17 protein-coding genes are annotated in these 18,181 nt (G+C 59.9%); 12 read left to right on the top strand and 5 right to left on the bottom strand.

The window, feature by feature from the left end; genetic code table 11:
* Window positions 1–7 precede the first annotated feature (7 nt).
* The gene (bamA, locus tag PQR42_RS43425; RefSeq protein WP_408495787.1) at window positions 8–2,248 is read left to right on the top strand and encodes an outer membrane protein assembly factor BamA; all 2,241 of its coding nucleotides are present in this window, start codon (window positions 8–10) and stop codon (window positions 2,246–2,248) included.
* A 35-nt stretch (window positions 2,249–2,283) separates the two neighbouring features.
* On the opposite strand, the gene PQR42_RS43420 is transcribed toward bamA, so the two are convergent.
* Window positions 2,284–3,273 (bottom strand): LysR family transcriptional regulator, encoded by a 990-nt coding sequence (locus PQR42_RS43420; RefSeq protein ID WP_408495800.1) that lies wholly within the window; start codon window positions 3,271–3,273, stop codon window positions 2,284–2,286.
* Between the two features lie 158 nt (window positions 3,274–3,431).
* On the opposite strand from PQR42_RS43420, the gene PQR42_RS43415 reads away from it, so the two are divergent.
* From PQR42_RS43415 to PQR42_RS43400, 4 genes are all read left to right on the top strand, one after another.
* On the top strand, window positions 3,432–4,652 hold the full coding sequence (locus tag PQR42_RS43415; RefSeq protein ID WP_408495785.1) for a fumarylacetoacetate hydrolase family protein: 1,221 nt from the start codon (window positions 3,432–3,434) through the stop codon (window positions 4,650–4,652).
* Between the two features lie 70 nt (window positions 4,653–4,722).
* Window positions 4,723–6,060 (top strand): MFS transporter, encoded by a 1,338-nt coding sequence (locus PQR42_RS43410; protein WP_408392389.1) that lies wholly within the window; start codon window positions 4,723–4,725, stop codon window positions 6,058–6,060.
* Between the two features lie 42 nt (window positions 6,061–6,102).
* Complete coding sequence (locus PQR42_RS43405) at window positions 6,103–6,234, top strand: hypothetical protein (protein ID WP_408392386.1); 132 nt, start codon at window positions 6,103–6,105, stop codon at window positions 6,232–6,234.
* A 20-nt stretch (window positions 6,235–6,254) separates the two neighbouring features.
* Complete coding sequence (locus tag PQR42_RS43400) at window positions 6,255–7,796, top strand: UxaA family hydrolase (protein ID WP_408495782.1); 1,542 nt, start codon at window positions 6,255–6,257, stop codon at window positions 7,794–7,796.
* Between the two features lie 52 nt (window positions 7,797–7,848).
* On the opposite strand, the gene PQR42_RS43395 is transcribed toward PQR42_RS43400, so the two are convergent.
* Both PQR42_RS43395 and PQR42_RS43390 read right to left on the bottom strand, forming a co-directional pair.
* Window positions 7,849–8,013, bottom strand: a complete 165-nt coding sequence (locus PQR42_RS43395; protein WP_408392380.1) for a hypothetical protein — start codon at window positions 8,011–8,013, stop codon at window positions 7,849–7,851.
* Window positions 8,014–8,201: 188 nt separating this feature from the next.
* On the bottom strand, window positions 8,202–9,257 hold the full coding sequence (locus PQR42_RS43390) for an aldo/keto reductase (RefSeq protein ID WP_132379862.1): 1,056 nt from the start codon (window positions 9,255–9,257) through the stop codon (window positions 8,202–8,204).
* 202 nt (window positions 9,258–9,459) lie between these two features.
* On the opposite strand from PQR42_RS43390, the gene PQR42_RS43385 reads away from it, so the two are divergent.
* The 3 genes from PQR42_RS43385 (at window position 9,460) to PQR42_RS43375 (ending at window position 12,358) form a co-directional block, all read left to right on the top strand.
* Window positions 9,460–10,374: a LysR family transcriptional regulator gene (locus tag PQR42_RS43385; RefSeq protein ID WP_408495780.1), complete on the top strand. Its 915-nt coding sequence runs from the start codon at window positions 9,460–9,462 to the stop codon at window positions 10,372–10,374.
* Between the two features lie 177 nt (window positions 10,375–10,551).
* A complete protein-coding gene (locus PQR42_RS43380) occupies window positions 10,552–11,406 on the top strand; it encodes an SDR family NAD(P)-dependent oxidoreductase (protein ID WP_408495778.1) in 855 nt (284 codons plus the stop codon).
* A 16-nt stretch (window positions 11,407–11,422) separates the two neighbouring features.
* Complete coding sequence (locus PQR42_RS43375; RefSeq protein ID WP_408392370.1) at window positions 11,423–12,358, top strand: SMP-30/gluconolactonase/LRE family protein; 936 nt, start codon at window positions 11,423–11,425, stop codon at window positions 12,356–12,358.
* 78 nt (window positions 12,359–12,436) lie between these two features.
* On the opposite strand, the gene PQR42_RS43370 is transcribed toward PQR42_RS43375, so the two are convergent.
* On the bottom strand, window positions 12,437–12,634 hold the full coding sequence (locus PQR42_RS43370) for a tautomerase family protein (RefSeq protein WP_408495776.1): 198 nt from the start codon (window positions 12,632–12,634) through the stop codon (window positions 12,437–12,439).
* A gap of 82 nt (window positions 12,635–12,716) precedes the next feature.
* The gene (locus tag PQR42_RS43365) at window positions 12,717–13,139 is read right to left on the bottom strand and encodes a hypothetical protein (protein WP_408495774.1); all 423 of its coding nucleotides are present in this window, start codon (window positions 13,137–13,139) and stop codon (window positions 12,717–12,719) included.
* 812 nt (window positions 13,140–13,951) lie between these two features.
* On the opposite strand from PQR42_RS43365, the gene PQR42_RS43360 reads away from it, so the two are divergent.
* The 4 genes from PQR42_RS43360 to PQR42_RS43345 all read left to right on the top strand — a co-directional run bounded on the left by PQR42_RS43360 (window position 13,952) and on the right by PQR42_RS43345 (window position 17,987).
* Complete coding sequence (locus PQR42_RS43360) at window positions 13,952–15,652, top strand: methyl-accepting chemotaxis protein (protein WP_408495772.1); 1,701 nt, start codon at window positions 13,952–13,954, stop codon at window positions 15,650–15,652.
* Window positions 15,534–16,241 (top strand): IS6 family transposase, encoded by a 708-nt coding sequence (locus PQR42_RS43355; RefSeq protein ID WP_408495770.1) that lies wholly within the window; start codon window positions 15,534–15,536, stop codon window positions 16,239–16,241. The genes PQR42_RS43360 and PQR42_RS43355 overlap by 119 nt, the downstream gene beginning before the upstream one ends.
* Before the next feature lie 585 nt (window positions 16,242–16,826).
* On the top strand, window positions 16,827–17,705 hold the full coding sequence (locus PQR42_RS43350; protein ID WP_408495768.1) for an IclR family transcriptional regulator domain-containing protein: 879 nt from the start codon (window positions 16,827–16,829) through the stop codon (window positions 17,703–17,705).
* A 75-nt stretch (window positions 17,706–17,780) separates the two neighbouring features.
* Complete coding sequence (locus PQR42_RS43345; protein ID WP_408495766.1) at window positions 17,781–17,987, top strand: hypothetical protein; 207 nt, start codon at window positions 17,781–17,783, stop codon at window positions 17,985–17,987.
* Window positions 17,988–18,181 lie beyond the last annotated feature (194 nt).

The following is an 18,181-nucleotide window of genomic DNA, read 5'->3' as shown; positions in this document are numbered from 1 at the left end:
GACAGCAATGTCGGCCCACGCGAGCGACTCGTTCGTGATTCGCGATATCCGTCTTGAGGGATTGCAACGCGTCGAACCTGGTACCGTGTTCGCCTACCTGCCCATCAAGCAAGGCGACACCTTCAGCGACGACAAGGCATCGGAGGCGATTCGCGCGCTGTATGCGACGGGCTTCTTCAACGACGTCAAGATCGCGACCGAAGGCAACGTCGTCATCGTGCAGGTGCTGGAACGTCCGGCCATCGGCACGATCGACTTCGCCGGCATTCATGAGTTCGACAAGGAAAACCTGACCAAGGCGCTGCGCGCCGTGGGTTTGTCGCAAGGCCAATACTACGACAAGGCGCTGGTCGACAAGGCCGAGCAGGAACTGAAGCGTCAGTATCTGACGCGCGGCTACTACGCTGCTGAAGTGACCACCACGATCACGCCGATCGACCGCAATCGCGTGTCGGTGCTGTTCTCGGTGGCCGAAGGTCCGAGCGCGAAGATCCGCCAGGTCAACTTCATCGGCAACAAGGCGTTCAGCACGGGCACGCTGCGCGACGAAATGCAGTTGTCCACGCCGAACTGGTTCTCGTGGTACACGAAGAACGACCTGTACGCGAAAGACAAGCTCACCGGCGACCTCGAAAACGTCCGCTCGTATTACCTGAATCGCGGCTACCTCGAGTTCAACATCGACTCGACGCAGGTGTCGATCTCGCCGGACAAGAAGGACATGTATCTGACGGTCACGCTGCACGAAGGCGAGCCGTACACGATCTCGAACATCAAGCTGGCGGGCAATCTGCTCGACCGCGAGCCGGAGCTGGCCAAGCTCATCAAGATCAAGCCGGGTGACCGTTTCTCGGCTGAAAAGCTGCAAGCCACCACCAAGGCTATCGTCGACAAGCTCGGCGAATACGGCTATGCGTTCGCCACCGTCAATGCGCAGCCGCAGATCGATCAGGCCAACCACAAGGTCGATCTGACGCTGCAGGTGGACCCGAGCCGCCGCGTCTACGTGCGCCGCATCAACGTGGTCGGCAACACGCGTACGCGTGACGAAGTGGTGCGCCGCGAAATGCGTCAGATGGAGAGCTCGTGGTTCGATTCGAACCGCCTCGCGCTGTCGAAAGACCGGATCAACCGTCTCGGCTACTTCACGGATGTGGACGTGACCACGGTGCCGGTCGAAGGCACGCAGGATCAGGTCGATATCGACGTCAAGGTGACGGAAAAACCCACGGGCTCGATTTCGCTGGGCCTGGGCTATGGCTCGGGCGAGGGGCCCATTATCTCCGCGGGCGTATCGCAGGACAACGTGTTCGGCTCGGGCACGAGCCTCGCACTGAATGTGAACACCTCCACTACCAACCGTACGTTGACGGTCACGCAGGTCGATCCGTACTTCACGATTGACGGCATCAAGCGCATCACCGACGTCTATTACCGCACGACGGAGCCCTTGTATTATTCGACCGACTCGAGCTTCCGGATCATCACGGCAGGAGCGGACCTCAAGTTCGGCGTGCCTTTCTCCGAGGCCGACATGGTGTACTTCGGGCTGGGGTTCGAGCAGAACCGTCTGGATATCGACGCCAATACGCCTCAGAGCTATAAGGATTACGTCACGCAATTCGGCCGTGTCTCCAACAATGTTCCGTTGACTGCGGGATGGTCGCGTGACGACCGTGATAGCGCGCTTGTCCCAAGCCGGGGCTACTATACGCAAGCCAATGCCGAATACGGCACGCCGCTGGGTGATACGCCGTACTACAAGGCAGACCTCCAGGCGCAATACTATTATTCATTCGCGCGTGGCTTCGTGCTTGGCCTGAATTTTCAGGGCGGCTATGGCAATGGATTGAACGGCAAGCCCTATCCGATCTTCAAGAACTACTATGCGGGCGGTATCGGTTCAGTGCGTGGATATGAACCAAGTTCGCTCGGCCCGCGCGACGCGACCACCAACGATCCCATCGGTGGCTCGAAGATGGTCGTCGGCAATATCGAGCTGACCGTTCCATTGCCGGGATCCGGCTACGACCGCACGTTGCGCGTCTTTACCTTCCTCGACGGCGGCAATGTATGGGGCAGCGAAGGCAGTAGCATCGGTGCGAACGGATTGCGCTACGGCTATGGGCTGGGTCTCGCCTGGATCTCGCCGATCGGTCCGCTCAAGTTGAGCCTGGGCTTTCCGCTCGTCAAGCATGCAGGCGATCAGTATCAGAAATTCCAGTTCCAGATAGGCACATCGTTCTAAGGCTATCGTCGGACCGCTCTCGCCGATCCCTATCGTCACGTTGCCTCGCCCGATCCGTCCCGCGTTGGCAGCGCCCGATCGCCGACACGTCCGGCCACGGAACGTAGAATGGCGATGAATTCCTGCATGGGCTGTGACGGCAATTCGTGCTTGCGCGTGACGATACCGTAGCTCGTCATGGTACGGGTGATGGGAACGGGCAGGTGTCCGAGCAGACCCTTGCTTACATATTTTTCGACAGCGGCACGTGGCTGCAGCGAAATCATGTCGGTTGCCTGCAACAGTTCCAGTGTCGAAAAGATTGAAGGCGTTTCCACCATGCCCACCGGCGCAGGAATGCCCGCGCCGGCGAACGTTTCGTCGAACAGCTGCCTGATAGCCGTTGCTTGCGGATAGAGAATCCATGGCCACGCGCCAAGATCGGCCAACTCCAGCCGCCGCCGCTGCAGCAACGGATGATGCTGTCCGACGACCACCCAGACCGGTTCCCCGGACAGCACCTCGAAGTCGAACAGTACCTGATGGCGCGGCTCCGTCAGACGGCCGACCATCACGTCCAGCTTCCTTTCTTCCAGCCAGATCGCCAGTTGGTCACTGCTTTGCTCGACCAGTTTGATGACCAGTTGCGGCCGCTGCTGGCGAATCTCCCTGATGCCGGTCGTCACCACCTGAGCGGCCGAAGCCGAGATAGCGCCCACGGTGAGATGACCGTAGCCGCCATCGCTCAAGGTGCTGAACTCGTTCACGAACTTGCCCAGATCCGCTACCGCCGTGGTCGCATAGCGCACGGACAATACGCCGAGATCAGTTGGGCGCATCTCCCGTGGTAACCGTTCGAACAACTGGGCCCCGAACATCGATTCGATGTCACTCAGGATTTTTGTCGCCGCGGGCTGGGTGATAAGCATCTGTTCGGCTGCGATGCGCAAGTTGTGCGTGCGTCCTAGGGCATCGAGCAGTTGAAGATGTCTGAAGCGCAGCCTTGCCAGGACGCTCGACGTACGCACCGTAAATTGTCTGGACATGGGGTAAACACGCACGAACTCATAACCGGATGGAATCGATTGTACTGAATAAGAGATTGGATGTTTATCGGTCGGCTGCCTAAAGTTGCTGCTGGGCGAATCAACGCGCGAACTGGCGGCAAGCCGCGCGCGCCAGACAAACTTCAGTGGAGACAGACATGACATCCCCGCTTTCACTCAGCGTAACGGACACGCTTCCGTCGGACGGATTGTCCGGCACGCTTGTCGGCCGCGCCTGGGTTCCTGCCGCGAATTCAATGCCCGCAGGTCCCGCCGTAGTCGTCTTGCGCGCCGACGGCGTGTTCGACATTTCCGACGCTGCACCGACCATCAGCAGCTTGCTGGAGCGGGAAGATCCGGTCGCGACGGCGCGAGCCGCGAGTGGCCGCTGGATCGGCAAACTGGAGACGATCACCGGGAATACGGCCGATGCAACCGGCGGTACCGCGCGCAATCCGGAGCGCGTCCATCTGCTCGCGCCTTGCGATCTGCAGGTCATCAAAGCAGCAGGGGTGACCTTTGCGGCGAGCCTGATTGAACGAGTGATCGAGGAGCAGGCAAAGGGCGACCCGCAAGGCGCGGAGCGCGTGCGAGAGCAGATCAGGTCTCTCGTCGGCGATAGTCTCACCAGCATCCGACCGGACTCCGCCGAGGCGCGCGAATTGAAGGCGCTGCTGATCGAGCAGGGACTATGGTCCCAATACCTTGAAGTTGGAATCGGTCCTGACGCGGAAGTCTTCACAAAAGCGCCGGTGCTGGCGGCTTTGGGCACAGGCACGGAGATTGGGCTGCATCCGAATTCGGTCTGGAACAATCCGGAGCCGGAAATCGTGCTGTCGATCGACAGCCGCGGTCGCACGCTCGGCGCGACGCTGGGCAACGACGTCAATCTGCGCGACTTCGAAGGACGCAGCGCGCTCCTGCTTGGCAAGGCGAAGGACAACAATGGCTCGTGCGCGATTGGCCCTTTCCTGCGGCTTTTCGACGAGACTTTCTCGATCGATGATGTGCGCCGGGCGACAGTCGATTTGCGCGTTGAGGGCAGCGACGGTTTTGTCTTGCGAGGCACGAGTTCGATGGACCAGATCACGCGCGACCCGCTCGATCTCGTTTCGCAGACGATCAGTTCGACCCATCAATACCCCGATGGCGCGCTGCTGTTCCTCGGGACGCTTTTTGCACCAATCGAAGACCGCGACGCCGCTGGCGCGGGCTTCACACACAAGCTGGGCGATATCGTGAAGATTTCGAGCCGGCAGCTCGGCACGCTGGTCAACCGGGTCAACCACAGCGACCGCATCGAGCCGTGGACCTTCGGCGTGCGCGCGCTGATGGCGAACCTTGCTGCCCGAGGACTACTGGGCACAGCCTCTCTCTGATCACGTATGAACCGGCTCTAACCCCCCATAACAGACCGGCATACCCGGCTTCCTCAAGGAGATAGACGAGATGCAGACTCAACACGTTACGCAAGACCCGTTGGAAAGCGCGGTGCGCAAGGCGCGCCTGCGGCTCGCGCCCTTCCTCGCGCTGATGTTCGCGCTATCGATGCTTGACCGTTCGAACGTCGGGTTCGTCAAACAGGCCCTTCAAGTCGATTCGAACATCGGCAACGCGGCGTTTGCGCTCGGGGCGGGGATCTTTTTCATCGGCTATGCGGTGTTCGAGATCCCGAGCAATCTGATGCTGCATCGGGTGGGTGCGAAGCTCTGGTTGAGCCGGATCATGGTCACTTGGGGGCTTGCGTCGGCGGCCATGATGTTTGCGCACAACGAGGCCTCGTTCTATGCGCTGCGCTTCATTCTGGGCGTGGCCGAAGCAGGTTTTTCGCCCGGCGTCATTCTCTATTCCACATACTGGTTCCCCGCACGTGAACGCGGCAAGGCGCTAGGCATCTACTATTTTGGCTTGCCAGTGGCGCTCGTGCTGGGCAGCCCGCTGTCAGGCTATTTGATGGAGGTCATGGGTGGCCGCCTCGGGCTGCACAACTGGCAATGGATGTTTCTCATCGAAGGTCTCGCTGCGTCGACTGTTGGCATCGTCGCGTTCTTCTATCTGGTTAGCAAACCGCGCCACGCGAAGTGGCTGACGTCAGCCGAAAAAGACGCCCTGGAAAACGCCATTGCAGCGGAAGACCGGCACAAGGTCGCGCATGGGCCCGCTACTGCGCTGACCGCGCTGCGCAACTGGAACGTGCTTCGCTTTGTATCGATTTATTTCGCCATTCAGGTGAGCGTGTATGGCGTCATCTTCTATCTGCCGACGCGGATTTCGGAGCTGACCGGTACGGCCATCGGCTCGAAGGTCGGCTTGCTGACCGCCATTCCCTGGTTGTGCGCACTCATCGCACTGCGCTTTATCACCGGCTACGCGGACGCGAGCGGGAAGCATCGGCAACTCGCCATCGCCATGCTGGCGGCGGCCGCGGCAGGAATAGCATTGTCGACCCTCGGCAATCACATCGGACCCGTGCTCGTCGCATTCTGTATCGCGACGGTCGGCTTCGTAGTCGTCCAGCCGCTCTTCTGGACCTTGCCGACGGCCTACCTGAGCGGTACCGCGGCAGCGAGCGGTATTGCAATGATCGGCGCGCTCGGCAATCTCGGCGGCTTCATCGCGCCGACATTAAAGACGGCAGTGGAGACGCTCTTTCATAGCCCTCGTGCAGGCATGTTCACTCTGGCGTTTGCAGGCGTCGTCGGCGTGTTCCTGCTTATGAGCATCGGCTTGCATTCACGCCGCGTAACCGAAGCGCCGATTGGCTCGGCCGAAGCGACGCTTCGCTAGGCACATGCAGTTACGCTGCTCGCGATTTAACCGGAAATTCACATGAGCATTCTCGGACATCATTACATCGGCGGACGACGCGGCGCTTGCGCATCGATCAATACGCTCGTCGGCCTTGATGCCGTAACAGGCGAGGCCGTGGGCGCGGCGCAGAGCGAGGAGGCTGCGTCATGATATTCGACGCGGAAAACACAATGACCGATCCTTCGGCAACCGTAGAGCCAATCGTGCAACTGCATCCAGATGACGATGTCGTCATCGCGCGGCGCCAGCTTGTCGCGGGCATGCGCATCCGCGGTAGTCTTGCCGTACGTGGGTTGATCCCGGCGGGTCATAAGCTTGCCGTCCACGCTATCGAAGCGGGCGCGCCAGTGCGGCGCTACGGCCAGATCATCGGCTTTGCGACACGTGCCATCGAAGCCGGGGAGCACGTCCATACGCACAACCTTGCGATGGGCGATTTCGATCGGGACTACGCGTTCGGCGCAGATGCGAAGCCGGCGTCGACGGCTGCAGCGGCGGCACGGTTCATGGGCATCGTACGCGCCGACGGACGTGTCGCAACGCGTAACTACATCGGCATTCTGACATCGGTCAATTGCTCCGCAACGGCGGCGCGCGCCATCGCAGATTGCTTTCGTCGCGATATTCATCCGCAAGCGCTTGCGGACTATCCAAACGTTGATGGCGTGATCGCGCTGACGCACGCTCAAGGCTGCGCGATCGATTCCGAAGGCGATGCGCTGGAAATGATCCGGCGTACTCTCGGTGGTTATGCACGGCATCCTAATTTCGCCGGAGTACTGATAGTCGGGTTGGGCTGCGAAACCAATCAGATCGATCGGCTTGTGCAAAGCCAGGGTCTTACGCCCGGCGTGGCGCTGAAGACGATGACCATTCAGGCGACCGGCGGCACGGCGCGCACGGTGGCGGCGGGCATCGAACAGGTCAAGGCGATGCTCGCGGAAGCGGACAACGTACGGCGCGAGCCTGTCGATGCAAAGCACCTCGTAATCGGCTTGCAATGCGGCGGCTCAGACGGCTACTCCGGCATTACCGCAAATCCGGCACTCGGCGCGGCAGTCGATCGCCTGGTCTCGCACGGTGGAACGGCGATTCTCTCCGAAACCCCCGAGGTCTACGGCGCCGAACATCTATTGACGCGCCGGGCCGTGTCACGTGAAGTCGGCGAAAAGCTCATCGAACGGATTCACTGGTGGGAAGCTTACTGTGCTCGCATGAATGCCGATCTGAACAACAATCCATCGGCCGGGAACAAGGCCGGCGGGCTGACAACGATTCTCGAAAAGTCGCTTGGCGCCGTAGCGAAAGGCGGCACGACCAATCTCGTCGACGTGTACCGGTACGCCGAACTGGTGCGTGCACACGGTCTCGTTTTCATGGATACACCGGGCTACGATCCGGTTTCGGCGACCGGGCAGGTCGCGGGCGGGGCAAACCTGATCTGCTTTACGACCGGCCGCGGCTCCGCCTATGGTTGCGCGCCGTCGCCATCGTTGAAACTGGGAACCAATACCGCTTTGTGGCAACGCCAGGAAGAGGACATCGACCTGAATTGCGGGTCGATCCTCGACGGCGAGCGAACGGTCGGCGAACTCGGTGAGGAGATCTTCCAACTCATGCTTGCGACCGCGTCGGGCCAGGCATCGAAAAGCGAGATTCACGGATACGGCCAGAATGAATTCGTGCCCTGGCAGATTGGCGCCATTACATAAGGCGGCGTTTGCGTTTCTTTGGCGCGGCTAGCGTAAGCCAGCCTGTTTGAGCCTAGCTCGACTGCGTAACCCCGTACGCGTTAGGCTCCCGCTTCTTCGGCGGCACGATCATTTCGATTTTGCCGACGAGGAAGATATACGAAAAGATGCCCAGAACGGCGACGATCGAGACGTACCACATCGCATAGTGGAAGTTGTGCGTGCGCCGCAGGATCATGCCGAAAACGATGGGCGTAGTAATACCGGACAGATTGCCGAACGATCATGGCGGTCAACACGACGCCGACGATCACCGACAACTTGCGCGCGACCGTCACCGATTTACCCTATTTCGGGAGGCTGTCACTGAGGAAGCCTCCCGCCAGCATGCCGACCATCGCCATGAGATAGGGAATGGATGCGCATCTACGCCTTGAGATGGGGCTCCAGCAGCGACAGGTCCGCAACTGAAAGACGATCGTGCGCGGTCTGCACCTGATGCCAGTACGGATAGAGCAGGGGCGGCGCGCTCACCTTGTCGAGCCGCTCGCGCTGTTCGGCGCTCAGCCTGAGGTTCGCCGCGCCGAGGTTGTCGAGCAACTGCTTCTCGTTGCGTCCGCCGATGATGACCGACGTGACGGCGGGGCGCCCGAGCGTCCATGCGAGCGCGACCTGCGCAGCCGAGACATTCTGCTCGCCGGCGATTTCAACAAGCGTATCGACGATCGACCACAGTCGTTCGGCGTCGCGGATCGGCGGCTCCGTCCAGCCGGCGAGCTGACGCGTGCCCTCGGGCGTCGCGTCGCGGCGGTGCTTACCCGACAGCAGGCCGCCTGCGAGCGGGCTCCAGACGAGAATGCCGAGGCCTTGATCGAGTGCGATCGGCGCGAGTTCGTATTCCGCTTCGCGTGCTTCGAGCGTGTAATGGATCTGCTGACTCACGAAGCGCGGCAGGCGATCGCGTTCGCTCACATGCAACGCCTTCATCAGGTGCCAGCCCGAGTAGTTCGAGCAGCCAACATACCGGACCTTGCCATGCCGGACAAGCAGGTCGAGCGCTTCAAGCGTTTCTTCGAGCGGCGTGAGTCCGTCCCATTCGTGCACTTGATAGAGGTCGATTACATCGGTCTTGAGACGGCGCAGGCTCGCCTCGCAGGCTTCTATCAAATGATGCCGCGACAGACCCCGGTCGTTCGGGCCGTCACCCATGGGAAAGCGGGCTTTCGTCGCAATCAGCACGCCGCCTTTGCGCTTGCCGCCGAGCGCCTGGCCGACGATTTCCTCCGACGCACCGTTCGAATAGACGTCCGCAGTATCGATCAGGTTGACGCCCGCGTCGATGCACATGTCGATCTGCCGGCGCGCATCGTCGAGGCCGACCTCGCCGACGCTGGCGAATTTGCCTTTGCCGCCCATCGTCATCGTGCCTAGCGTGACGGTCGACACCTTGAGGCCCGAACGGCCAAGTTGACGGTAGTCCATGATGAAGCAATCTCCCTATATGCTGTGAGGATTCGCAACTGGCGTGCGGTCGTTAAGTCTCATCGCGCCCGCATTTCGTGCGCGGCGTTTCACGTGTCCAGACATTCGACGATAACGGAGATTGAATTACCATTCCAATAGAAAGATGTGATCCAATTAAGCGGTTTCCGTGATTAATCGTCTCTGCAGAAAGAGTGCCAACGTGGATTTGAAGCAACTGGAACATTTCGTGGCGGTCGCAGAAGAGCGACATTTCACGCGCGCGGCGCGGCGCCTCAACCTTGTGCAGTCCGGATTGTCTGCGTCGATCCGCTCGCTGGAAGAAGACCTGGGCGGACCGTTATTCAATCGCAGCACGAGGCGAGTCGCCTTGACGCCTGCCGGCGAAGTGCTGTTCGCAGAGGCGCAGCGGGTACTGGCTGCCGCCCGCGACGCGCGGCACGCCGTCACGCAGGTTCATGGGCTCGCACGCGGCCGGCTGAGTATCGGTGCGATTCACGGTCTCGCGCCTTTCGTCGACCTGCCCGCTTCTCTCGGACAGTTTCGGGCTGCGTTCGGCGGGATCGATATCGAATTGACACTGGACGGCTCGCGTGCGTTGATTGACGATGTGAGGGAAGGGCGCCTCGACCTCGCGTTCACCCAGCCGCCGGATACGCCGCTCGACGATCTCGGATCGCACATGTTCGCATGCGAAGGAATGGTTGCCGTCTGCGCGACGTATCATCGACTTGCGGGCGCCAGCGGGCTGGAGCTGGCCGATCTCGTCGACGAAACATTCGCCGACCTGCGCCCGGAGTGGAGCGTGCGGCGGCTCGTCGATCGAAGCTTTGCGGCGGCAGGGCTGCAGCGCCGGACCAGCTTCGAGGTCAACGACATGCCGATGTTGCTCGAACTGGCCGCACAGGGGCTTGCGATCAGCATGGTGCCCGAATCCGTGGCCGCCGCGAGGGGCAGCAATACGCACGGCGCACCGGTCGCAACGGCGCGTCTGCGCGAGGCCGAGGAGCCCTGCTGGGAACTCGCGGCCGTTTTTAAGGGAAGCGCGGGAGAACCGCTCATACCCGTCGCCCGTGCTTTCCTGGACTTGCTTAAATTGCCCGCGATGATGGCCTGACGCTCGACTCGCCGCTTCGCACGGCAATAGCGCAACATGCTTAGGACCGCTCGTCATTGGGAGCCCGTCCGGTCACGAAAGAAACGTTCATGCTAGGATCGCCGACTCACTGTTCCAACGGATCGGGATCGTAAGTCGCTTGTAGGCGCCGCGATTCCGGCATCAACGAGGATTCTCATGACTCATTCTGCCCTGGCCCCCGGCGCCGTTGCCGTGATCACCGGCGGCGCCGCCGGCATCGGCCTGGCTGCCGCTAAACGCTTTGCGCAGCTTGGGCTGCGCATCTGCATTGCCGATCTCGGTGCCGATCGCGTCGCGAGGGCGGTGGAGGAAATCGCCGCGCTGACCGCAAACGGCACGCAAGACGTTTTCGCGGTTGAGACCGACGTCAGCGTCGTCGACGATGTTCGCCGCCTGCACGCGACCGTCGTCGAACGCTTCGGCGGAACCGACGTGCTGATGAACAATGCCGGCATTCAGCCCGGTAGCGAGATGTTCGGTCCAACCGGGAACTGGGAGCGCGTGCTGGGTGTCAACCTGTGGGGCGTGATCCACGGTACGCAGATCTTCGTGCCGGACATGATCAAGCGCGGTCGTCCGGGACTTGTGATCAACACTGGTTCGAAGCAAGGCATCACGACGCCGCCGGGCGACCCCGCCTACAACGTGTCGAAAGCCGGGCTGAAAGCGTTCACCGAAGCGCTGCAGCACGAACTGCGCAACACCGCAGACTGCCGGATTAGCGCGCATCTGCTGATTCCTGGCTTCGTGTTCACGGAACTGACACGCAACGGCCGCGTGGAAAAGCCCGCCGCCGCATGGACGCGCGAGCAGACCGTCGATTTCATGTTCGAGCGTCTCGACGCCGGCGACTTCTACATACTGTGTCCTGACAACGACGTGCCGCGTTCACTCGATGAACTGCGCATCCTATGGGCCGCAGGCGATATCGTCGAGAACCGGCCCGCGTTGTCGCGCTGGCATCCGGACTACGCTACGGCATTCGAAGCGTTTATCAAGCAGCCCCGTTGACTCAAGGGCGAGCACTATGTGGCAACAAAGTGAAACCTATCCCGATCCCGCAGTGGAAGTGCTCGATCCGCGCTTCCTGAAATACCGGATCACGAACGCGGCGGTCGAGCGGCTTGCGACTGGCATGCGCTTCGGCGAAGGACCGGTGTGGTTCGGCGACGGCCGCTTCCTGCTGTGGAGCGATATTCCGACCAACCGCATCATGCGGTGGGATGAGGAATCTGGCGCGACGTCGGTATTTCGTAGGGCTTCGGGGTACGCGAACGGCAATACACGGGACCGCCAGGGGCGGCTCATCACCTGCGAGCACGGCAACCGGCGCGTGACGCGCACCGAGTACAACGGCACGCTGACCGTGTTGCTCGACCGCTTCGACGGCAAGCGGCTGAACTCGCCGAACGATGTGGTCGTGAAGAGCGACGACAGCATCTGGTTCACGGATCCGCCGTTCGGCATCTCCAACAACTACGAGGGTGTCAAAGGTGACCCCGAGCTGCCGACCAACGTCTACCGCCTCGACCCGGCCACCGGCCGGGCGGAGGTGGTCGCCGACGACATCGTCAATCCGAACGGCATCTGCTTCTCGCCCGACGAACGCAGCCTCTACATCGTCGAATCGGGCTCGAAGCCGCGGCGCATCCGTGTGTACGATGTCGAGGACGGTCGGCGCCTCGTGCACGGACGCGTATTCGTCGATGCGGGCGAGAACGGCGCGCCAGACGGTTTCCGTTGCGACATGGACGGTAACCTGTGGGCCGGTTGGGGCACCGGACCGGGACTGAACGGTGTGATGGTATTCGCGCCGGACGGCAAGGCGATTGGGCGCATCGCTCTGCCTGAACGCTGCGCGAACGTCTGCTTCGGCGGCGCGGCGCACAACCGGCTGTTCATGGCAGCCGGGCAGTCGCTGTATGCGCTATACGTGGATACGACTGCGGCGGTTGCAACCTGAGCTGATCGGTGGATTACGTCCGCGCCCGGTCGGCGGCGGCACCGCACACCGGCCGGTCATGATGCGGATTATGCGGGTTCAAGAAGTGCGCTGGCGCTCGCTGAACGGAATTCCGCCTCTTGACTTGGAGTCTGGTGGAGACTCCACGATCTGCACGACAACCTGTTCAGCGGCGACACCGAGGCTGTCAACCACAACTTTGGTAATCCCCGTCATCAGCGCTTTCTTTTGCTCAGGTGAGCGTCCTGCTACTGCGTAAACAACGACTTCCGGCATAACGTACTCCAGCGGGTTGGCAAGGAACTGCAGTCGCAATCATAGCGGCACTGCACGCCGCGTGCTCGAGCCCGGGCTGTCCTTACGCAGCGTTCGTCAGTTGGTCTGCGTTGAGGCCGAATTGATGCGCGATCGATTGCAGCCTGTCGCCCCATTCCCAGACGCCGAAGACGTCATGTACGTTTTGCAGGCAGCTCAGCAGGCTGACCGTCTGCGGGTCGTATACGTTGATTTTCGAACGCAGTAGCGCTCTTCTCAGTTCGGCGACACCCACGTCCATATAAGCGGGCACTTCATGCTTTTGTCTGCTGACATAGTGAATGGGAACCCCTTCCATCACTGTCAGGTAGTCGCGTGGCTTGATGAAGTTGCCGATTGGACAGCCGCCGCAGTAACCGCGATATGCGCCGCCGCCGCGCGGCAAGAGCGCGGCTTGGCGCTGCTGGAACAGATGCTGGACAGCCTGGTCGAAAATGACTTGATGGCTTAAAAATTCAAGAGTCATTCGGTTCTCCTGCCGCACGCGAGCTTGCGCGCCCGCTGGTTCTGTCGGAATGAGAGAAGAGTAGGTTTTGCCGGTGCACGAATCTACTCTACGGTGGGATATGCCGATGCCGCGTTAGCGTAACTTACCTATACAGAGGTATAGGCGGGGTAACCAGCGCCACGAAAACTCGCGACCAGGGACCGCGTTCATTGATAAATACAAGTTAAGACCAGGTTAAATGCACATGAACTATATACACGGAATTGCAGATAAACTTCGCACCCAGTTTTTCAGCTTGTCGGGACCTTCGATTTGAAAGTTCGAGTGTAGGTAAGTGAGCGGATCGAATGTTCATCTAGGTAGGATGTCTTAACGAACGAACAGGGTCGCATTGCATACGACCGACGCAGCGGCATCCTTGGGGATCAGATTCGAAAGGATTGAACCGGCTTTTGCGAATGCAACGCATCAACTCGGCGCGCAAAGGGCACGAACTCCCAATCAAAATGCCGTCTATCGAACAACTCATCCGCACTCTTCCTGCGCAATATCACCCATCAGTTTATTTGTCTCCGCAACTCTGACCAATTCACCTTCACTCTTTGCATCCGAGCCATCCGTGAGAAGGCGACGCGTCAGTTCAAAGTCGGCGAGTCGTCCATATTAAGTCAGTTATCCTCACGTATTAACAATGAGGCTACATGTCAATCGACAAGTTAGCACTCGAAATTATGCAAGCGAGTTCAATCGTCTCTAAATCTGGTTAAGTGCTTGCCGTAAACAGGGATGAACGACTGTGATTCGCACAGTGGCGTCTTCGGAGAAGAGAAATGAAAACTGGGAAAGCAGCTATGTCGCTGCAAGTGCGTATTGCGTTGACGATGGGGTTTCTAGCTGTCTTGATGGTGGCGATCGGTGTTCTGGGTTTGCTCGGTACCAGCCGGGCCAATCGCGCGAACCAGGATACTTACGAGAACAAGCTGACCGCAGCGACGAACATCGGTAACGCGGAAATTTATATTGCGCGTACTCGCCTCGTGCTGGATCGCGTCGCATTGCATCCGGACGATCCGAAGACTGCCGGACTGATCGAACGTGCCGGCGGCTATTTCGACGAGTCGGAGACGTGGTGGCAGAAGTTCGTCGAGCAGCCGCACGAAGCCGACGAGGCGAGCTTGATCGGCAATGCGAGCGAGCGCCGGAAAGCCATGCGAGGCGGTATTTCCGCATTCATCGATGCGATCAAGGGAAATGATCACGCTCTGGCCGACAAGATCACGATGACGCAGTTGGGCGATCTCTACAACGACATGAACATTGCGAACCAGAAGGTCAAACTCGCGCTATACACCAACGCAAAGAAGAATTACGAGGCGGCGGAGTCGAGCTTTCACACGTTCGTTACGCTGTCGATTCTGATGATCGTGGTCGGCGTCGTGGCCGCCGGTCTGAGTTGGGCGGCACTGCGCCGCGCGATCATGAGTCCGCTGACCCAGGCGCTCGAGCATTTCGATGCGATCGCGGAAGGCGATTTGAACCGTTGCGTCGAAATCGCCAAGGAAGATGAAATGGGCACGCTGCTGCGCGGCGTGGAGAAGATGCGGACGAGTCTCGCCAGGACCGTGCGAGCCGTGCGCGGCAGTAGCGAATCAATTGCGAGCGCAACGGCGCAAATCGCTTCGGGCACGATGGACTTGTCTTCACGCACCGAAGAGCAGGCGGCATCGCTCGAGGAAACCGCAGCTAGCATGAGCGAATTGACGGCCACGGTGAAGCAGAACGCGGACAGCGCGCGCACGGCGAGTTCGCTCGCCGACAGCGCCTCGCTGGTCGCCACACGCGGCAACGAGGTGGTCGAGCGTGTGGTCGGCACCATGGGCAGCATCAACGCGAGCTCCCGCAAGATCGCCGATATCACTGGGATTATCGAAGGCATTGCTTTTCAGACCAATATTCTTGCGCTGAACGCGGCCGTTGAAGCCGCGCGCGCTGGCGAGCAGGGACGCGGCTTCGCGGTAGTCGCCTCGGAAGTGCGCAGTCTCGCGCAACGCTCTTCGTCGGCGACGAAAGAGATCAAGTATCTGATCGCCGAATCGGTACAGACCGTGACGGTCGGCACCGAACTCGTCGCGGACGCGGGCAAGACGATGCAGGAAGTCTTGCATGCCGTGCGTCAGGTCACCGATATTGTCAATGAGATCGCAGCCGCTGCGGAAGAGCAGCGTTCCGGCATCGAACAGGTTGATACCGCCGTCAGCCAGATGGATTCCATCACGCAGCAAAACGCGGCGCTCGTCGAGCAGGCGACGGCCGCTGCTCAGGCGCTCAACGAGCAATCCCGTAACCGGCTGTGTCGCAGTAAGAGATCGACGGTAGAATTGCGGCGATACAAAGTCGCCGATGAGAGAATCGATGAAGATGCTGAACCCGGGGTTGGCCAAGGTACTAAAACGCTTGCACTATCCGCTGGAGGTGATTCTGAGGTGCGTGCGTTGGTACGTCGCGTATCCGCTAAGTCTGCGTCATCTTGAAGAAATGATGGTCGAACGTGGGATTGCGGTCGATCATTCGACCGTCCATCGCTGGGCCATCAAACTGTTGCCAGTCCTGGAGAAGGAGTTTCGCCGCCGCAAGCGTCCGGTGGGTAAAAGCTGGCGGATGGACGAGACGTACATTCGCGTCAAGGGGGAATGGCGGTATCTCTACCGGGCAGTCGACAAGGACGGCAACACCATTGACTTTCTGCTGCGCGCCCATCGGGACAAGACTGCAGCCCGGCGTTACTTCGAGAAATCGATCGCCCAGAATGGCGTGCCCGAGACGGTGACCATCGACAAAAGCGGCGCCAATCTCGCCGCGCTCGAAGCGATCAATGCTGATCGTGAAACGCCTATCAAGATCCGCCAGTCCAAGTATCTCAACAACCTCGTCGAGCAGGACCATCGGGCGATCAAGCGGCGCATCCGGCCCATGCTGGGCTTCAAGAATTCTCGCTGTGCCCGGATCCTTCTGGCCGGCATTGAGGTTATGCACATGATCGCGAAAGGACAGATGAAGTGCGTTCGAGAAACCCATCTGTCCGCCGCTGATCAATTCTACGATCTCGCACTCGCAATATAAGCAGTACTTCGCATATCGATCTCGTTCATCCCTCGAACCTTACCGCGACAAAACCGTATTTCTACCGTGTCTCGACAAGCGCCATTGGCGCGCAGGGAGGACACACGTTTCGCGGGGGAGTCTAATTTTTGCACTTCCGTCTCCTATTGTTTTGTTTCTCAAGCAACTGACGCCGAGGCGACGTGAATTGCGTAGTCAAACTACTGAATAGGTCGAGGTCTTTGTTTTCGTCGGCGTCTCTGTCACGCTGCTCCACGGCCATCCGGGCAAACCCGATAAAGACCTTGGCCACTCGCTGTTTGATAAACGACCACCTCTTGTTTGATCGAATGCTACCGTCTTCGCTGTTGAGAAAGAGGGCGCTTATCGACAAAGTGTGCGACATACGCCCACTTTCATGGCACCATTCCGAGGTCTGCCGTCGACCGGATAGGGTGTTTCGTCGGATGATGGAGCGTCCAGGAGATGGCTGTGAGCGTGCCGGCAACGCCGGAATACCTTGCGAGGCGCGGAGTTTGTACCGCAATTGATTTGGACCCACGTTGCGGTCGGACGGCGCGTGCGGGCCTATCCAGGAAAAATCGTATGAGTCCAACGAACGGATCGGATCACGCCGGGAACGGCAAATCCTCTCCCGCTGCAGAGACGCCCGCGGTGGCGCTCGATCCTCATTCGCAGCTGGCCGACGCCATCGAGCGCTACAGCGAAGACCCGGACTTCGTGACCGCATTAGCGCGTGGTCTCGCAGTGATTCTGACGCTGTCAGAGAAGCGGCGGCGGATTTCCATCGCTCAGGTAAGTTACCTCACCGGAATTCCAAGGGCAGCGGTGCGCCGGAGTTTGCACACACTTGCCAAGCTCGGTTTCGCCGCGATGGACGACTCAAAGCATTTTTATCTAAGACCTCGAATTCTGACGTTAGGTCACGCGTATTTGTCGACCTCTCCGATCGCAATACTGGCACAACCGATTCTTGATCGACTTGGCGAAACGCTTGGCCACGGGTGTGCGCTCGCCGTACTCGATGGAGACGAAATCGTCTATCTCGCGCGGTCGGTTTCTTCACGCGTGCTCTCACCAGCACTGAATGTTGGTCGACGCCTACCAGCCTACTGCGCATCGATCGGCCGGACGTTGCTCGCCCACCTGCCAGAACACGAACTGGAAGCCTATCTGAAAAACACCCGCTTCCATGCGTACAGCAAGCACACGGTCACTGATCCGGACGAATTGCGTATTTTGCTGCAGAAAGTGCGGACAGATGGCTTCGCATTCACGCGGGAGCAGATCGAGCCTCATCTCTGCTCGATCGCTGTGCCGATCCGCGATGCCGCAGGTACTTACGTCGCGGGGCTCAACATCATTATTCACGGGAACCTGATCACCGAGCAAGAAGCCTCGAAGCGGTACTTTCAGCCGTTGTATCAGGCCGCCAGAGCACTTGGCCAATCTTTGGTGCTCTAACGTGTCCTGATCGCCCTCGCCCTCGCCCTCGCCCTCGCGTTCGTGCTCGTCGCCAACTTCGCTCACGATCCTGGGGTGGCCGTCCAGCAACCGCTGTTCACGGAGATGTTTGAGCCGTCGTTCCGCTATAGCGGAGCGGGTTTCGCCTATCAACTGGCAAGCGCGGTCGCTGGCGGCTTTACTCCGCTGATCGCAGCTGCGTTCGTCCTCTATAACGGCGGCGGCTACCCGAGGCCCACGCCGTATCAGAACCTGCCGCCGGTGCTGCTTGATCAGTGGTAGCTGGCGCTTGAAGCAATGGAACAAAGACAAATGAACAGGTCATGCGTAATGGCAGCGCTGAAACTTTGGTTCGTCTACAGGTCATGTTCGTTTTCCTGAGACAAAGATAGTTAAAGCTTTCGATGTTCGATCGACCGTAACAATATCTGCGTATGTGCAGACACTCGTCCGGATTGCAAACGCTCGACCCGAGC

Source organism: Paraburkholderia sediminicola (assembly GCF_046027355.1).
GTDB lineage: Bacteria > Pseudomonadota > Gammaproteobacteria > Burkholderiales > Burkholderiaceae > Paraburkholderia > Paraburkholderia sediminicola_B.
This window is presented reverse-complemented; position numbering and strand designations above follow the sequence as displayed.

What these genes read in the sequence shown, in the direction of transcription:
- bamA (WP_408495787.1), top strand. Translation starts at nt 8, where the DNA reads ATGTCGGCCCACGCGAGCGACTCGTTCGTGATTCGCGATATCCGTCTT.
- PQR42_RS43420 (WP_408495800.1), bottom strand. Translation starts at nt 3,273, where the DNA reads ATGTCCAGACAATTTACGGTGCGTACGTCGAGCGTCCTGGCAAGGCTG.
- PQR42_RS43415 (WP_408495785.1), top strand. Translation starts at nt 3,432, where the DNA reads ATGACATCCCCGCTTTCACTCAGCGTAACGGACACGCTTCCGTCGGAC.
- PQR42_RS43410 (WP_408392389.1), top strand. Translation starts at nt 4,723, where the DNA reads ATGCAGACTCAACACGTTACGCAAGACCCGTTGGAAAGCGCGGTGCGC.
- PQR42_RS43405 (WP_408392386.1), top strand. Translation starts at nt 6,103, where the DNA reads ATGAGCATTCTCGGACATCATTACATCGGCGGACGACGCGGCGCTTGC.
- PQR42_RS43400 (WP_408495782.1), top strand. Translation starts at nt 6,255, where the DNA reads ATGACCGATCCTTCGGCAACCGTAGAGCCAATCGTGCAACTGCATCCA.
- PQR42_RS43395 (WP_408392380.1), bottom strand. Translation starts at nt 8,013, where the DNA reads ATGATCCTGCGGCGCACGCACAACTTCCACTATGCGATGTGGTACGTC.
- PQR42_RS43390 (WP_132379862.1), bottom strand. Translation starts at nt 9,257, where the DNA reads ATGGACTACCGTCAACTTGGCCGTTCGGGCCTCAAGGTGTCGACCGTC.
- PQR42_RS43380 (WP_408495778.1), top strand. Translation starts at nt 10,552, where the DNA reads ATGACTCATTCTGCCCTGGCCCCCGGCGCCGTTGCCGTGATCACCGGC.
- PQR42_RS43375 (WP_408392370.1), top strand. Translation starts at nt 11,423, where the DNA reads ATGTGGCAACAAAGTGAAACCTATCCCGATCCCGCAGTGGAAGTGCTC.
- PQR42_RS43370 (WP_408495776.1), bottom strand. Translation starts at nt 12,634, where the DNA reads ATGCCGGAAGTCGTTGTTTACGCAGTAGCAGGACGCTCACCTGAGCAA.
- PQR42_RS43365 (WP_408495774.1), bottom strand. Translation starts at nt 13,139, where the DNA reads ATGACTCTTGAATTTTTAAGCCATCAAGTCATTTTCGACCAGGCTGTC.
- PQR42_RS43360 (WP_408495772.1), top strand. Translation starts at nt 13,952, where the DNA reads ATGAAAACTGGGAAAGCAGCTATGTCGCTGCAAGTGCGTATTGCGTTG.
- PQR42_RS43355 (WP_408495770.1), top strand. Translation starts at nt 15,534, where the DNA reads ATGAAGATGCTGAACCCGGGGTTGGCCAAGGTACTAAAACGCTTGCAC.
- PQR42_RS43350 (WP_408495768.1), top strand. Translation starts at nt 16,827, where the DNA reads ATGAGTCCAACGAACGGATCGGATCACGCCGGGAACGGCAAATCCTCT.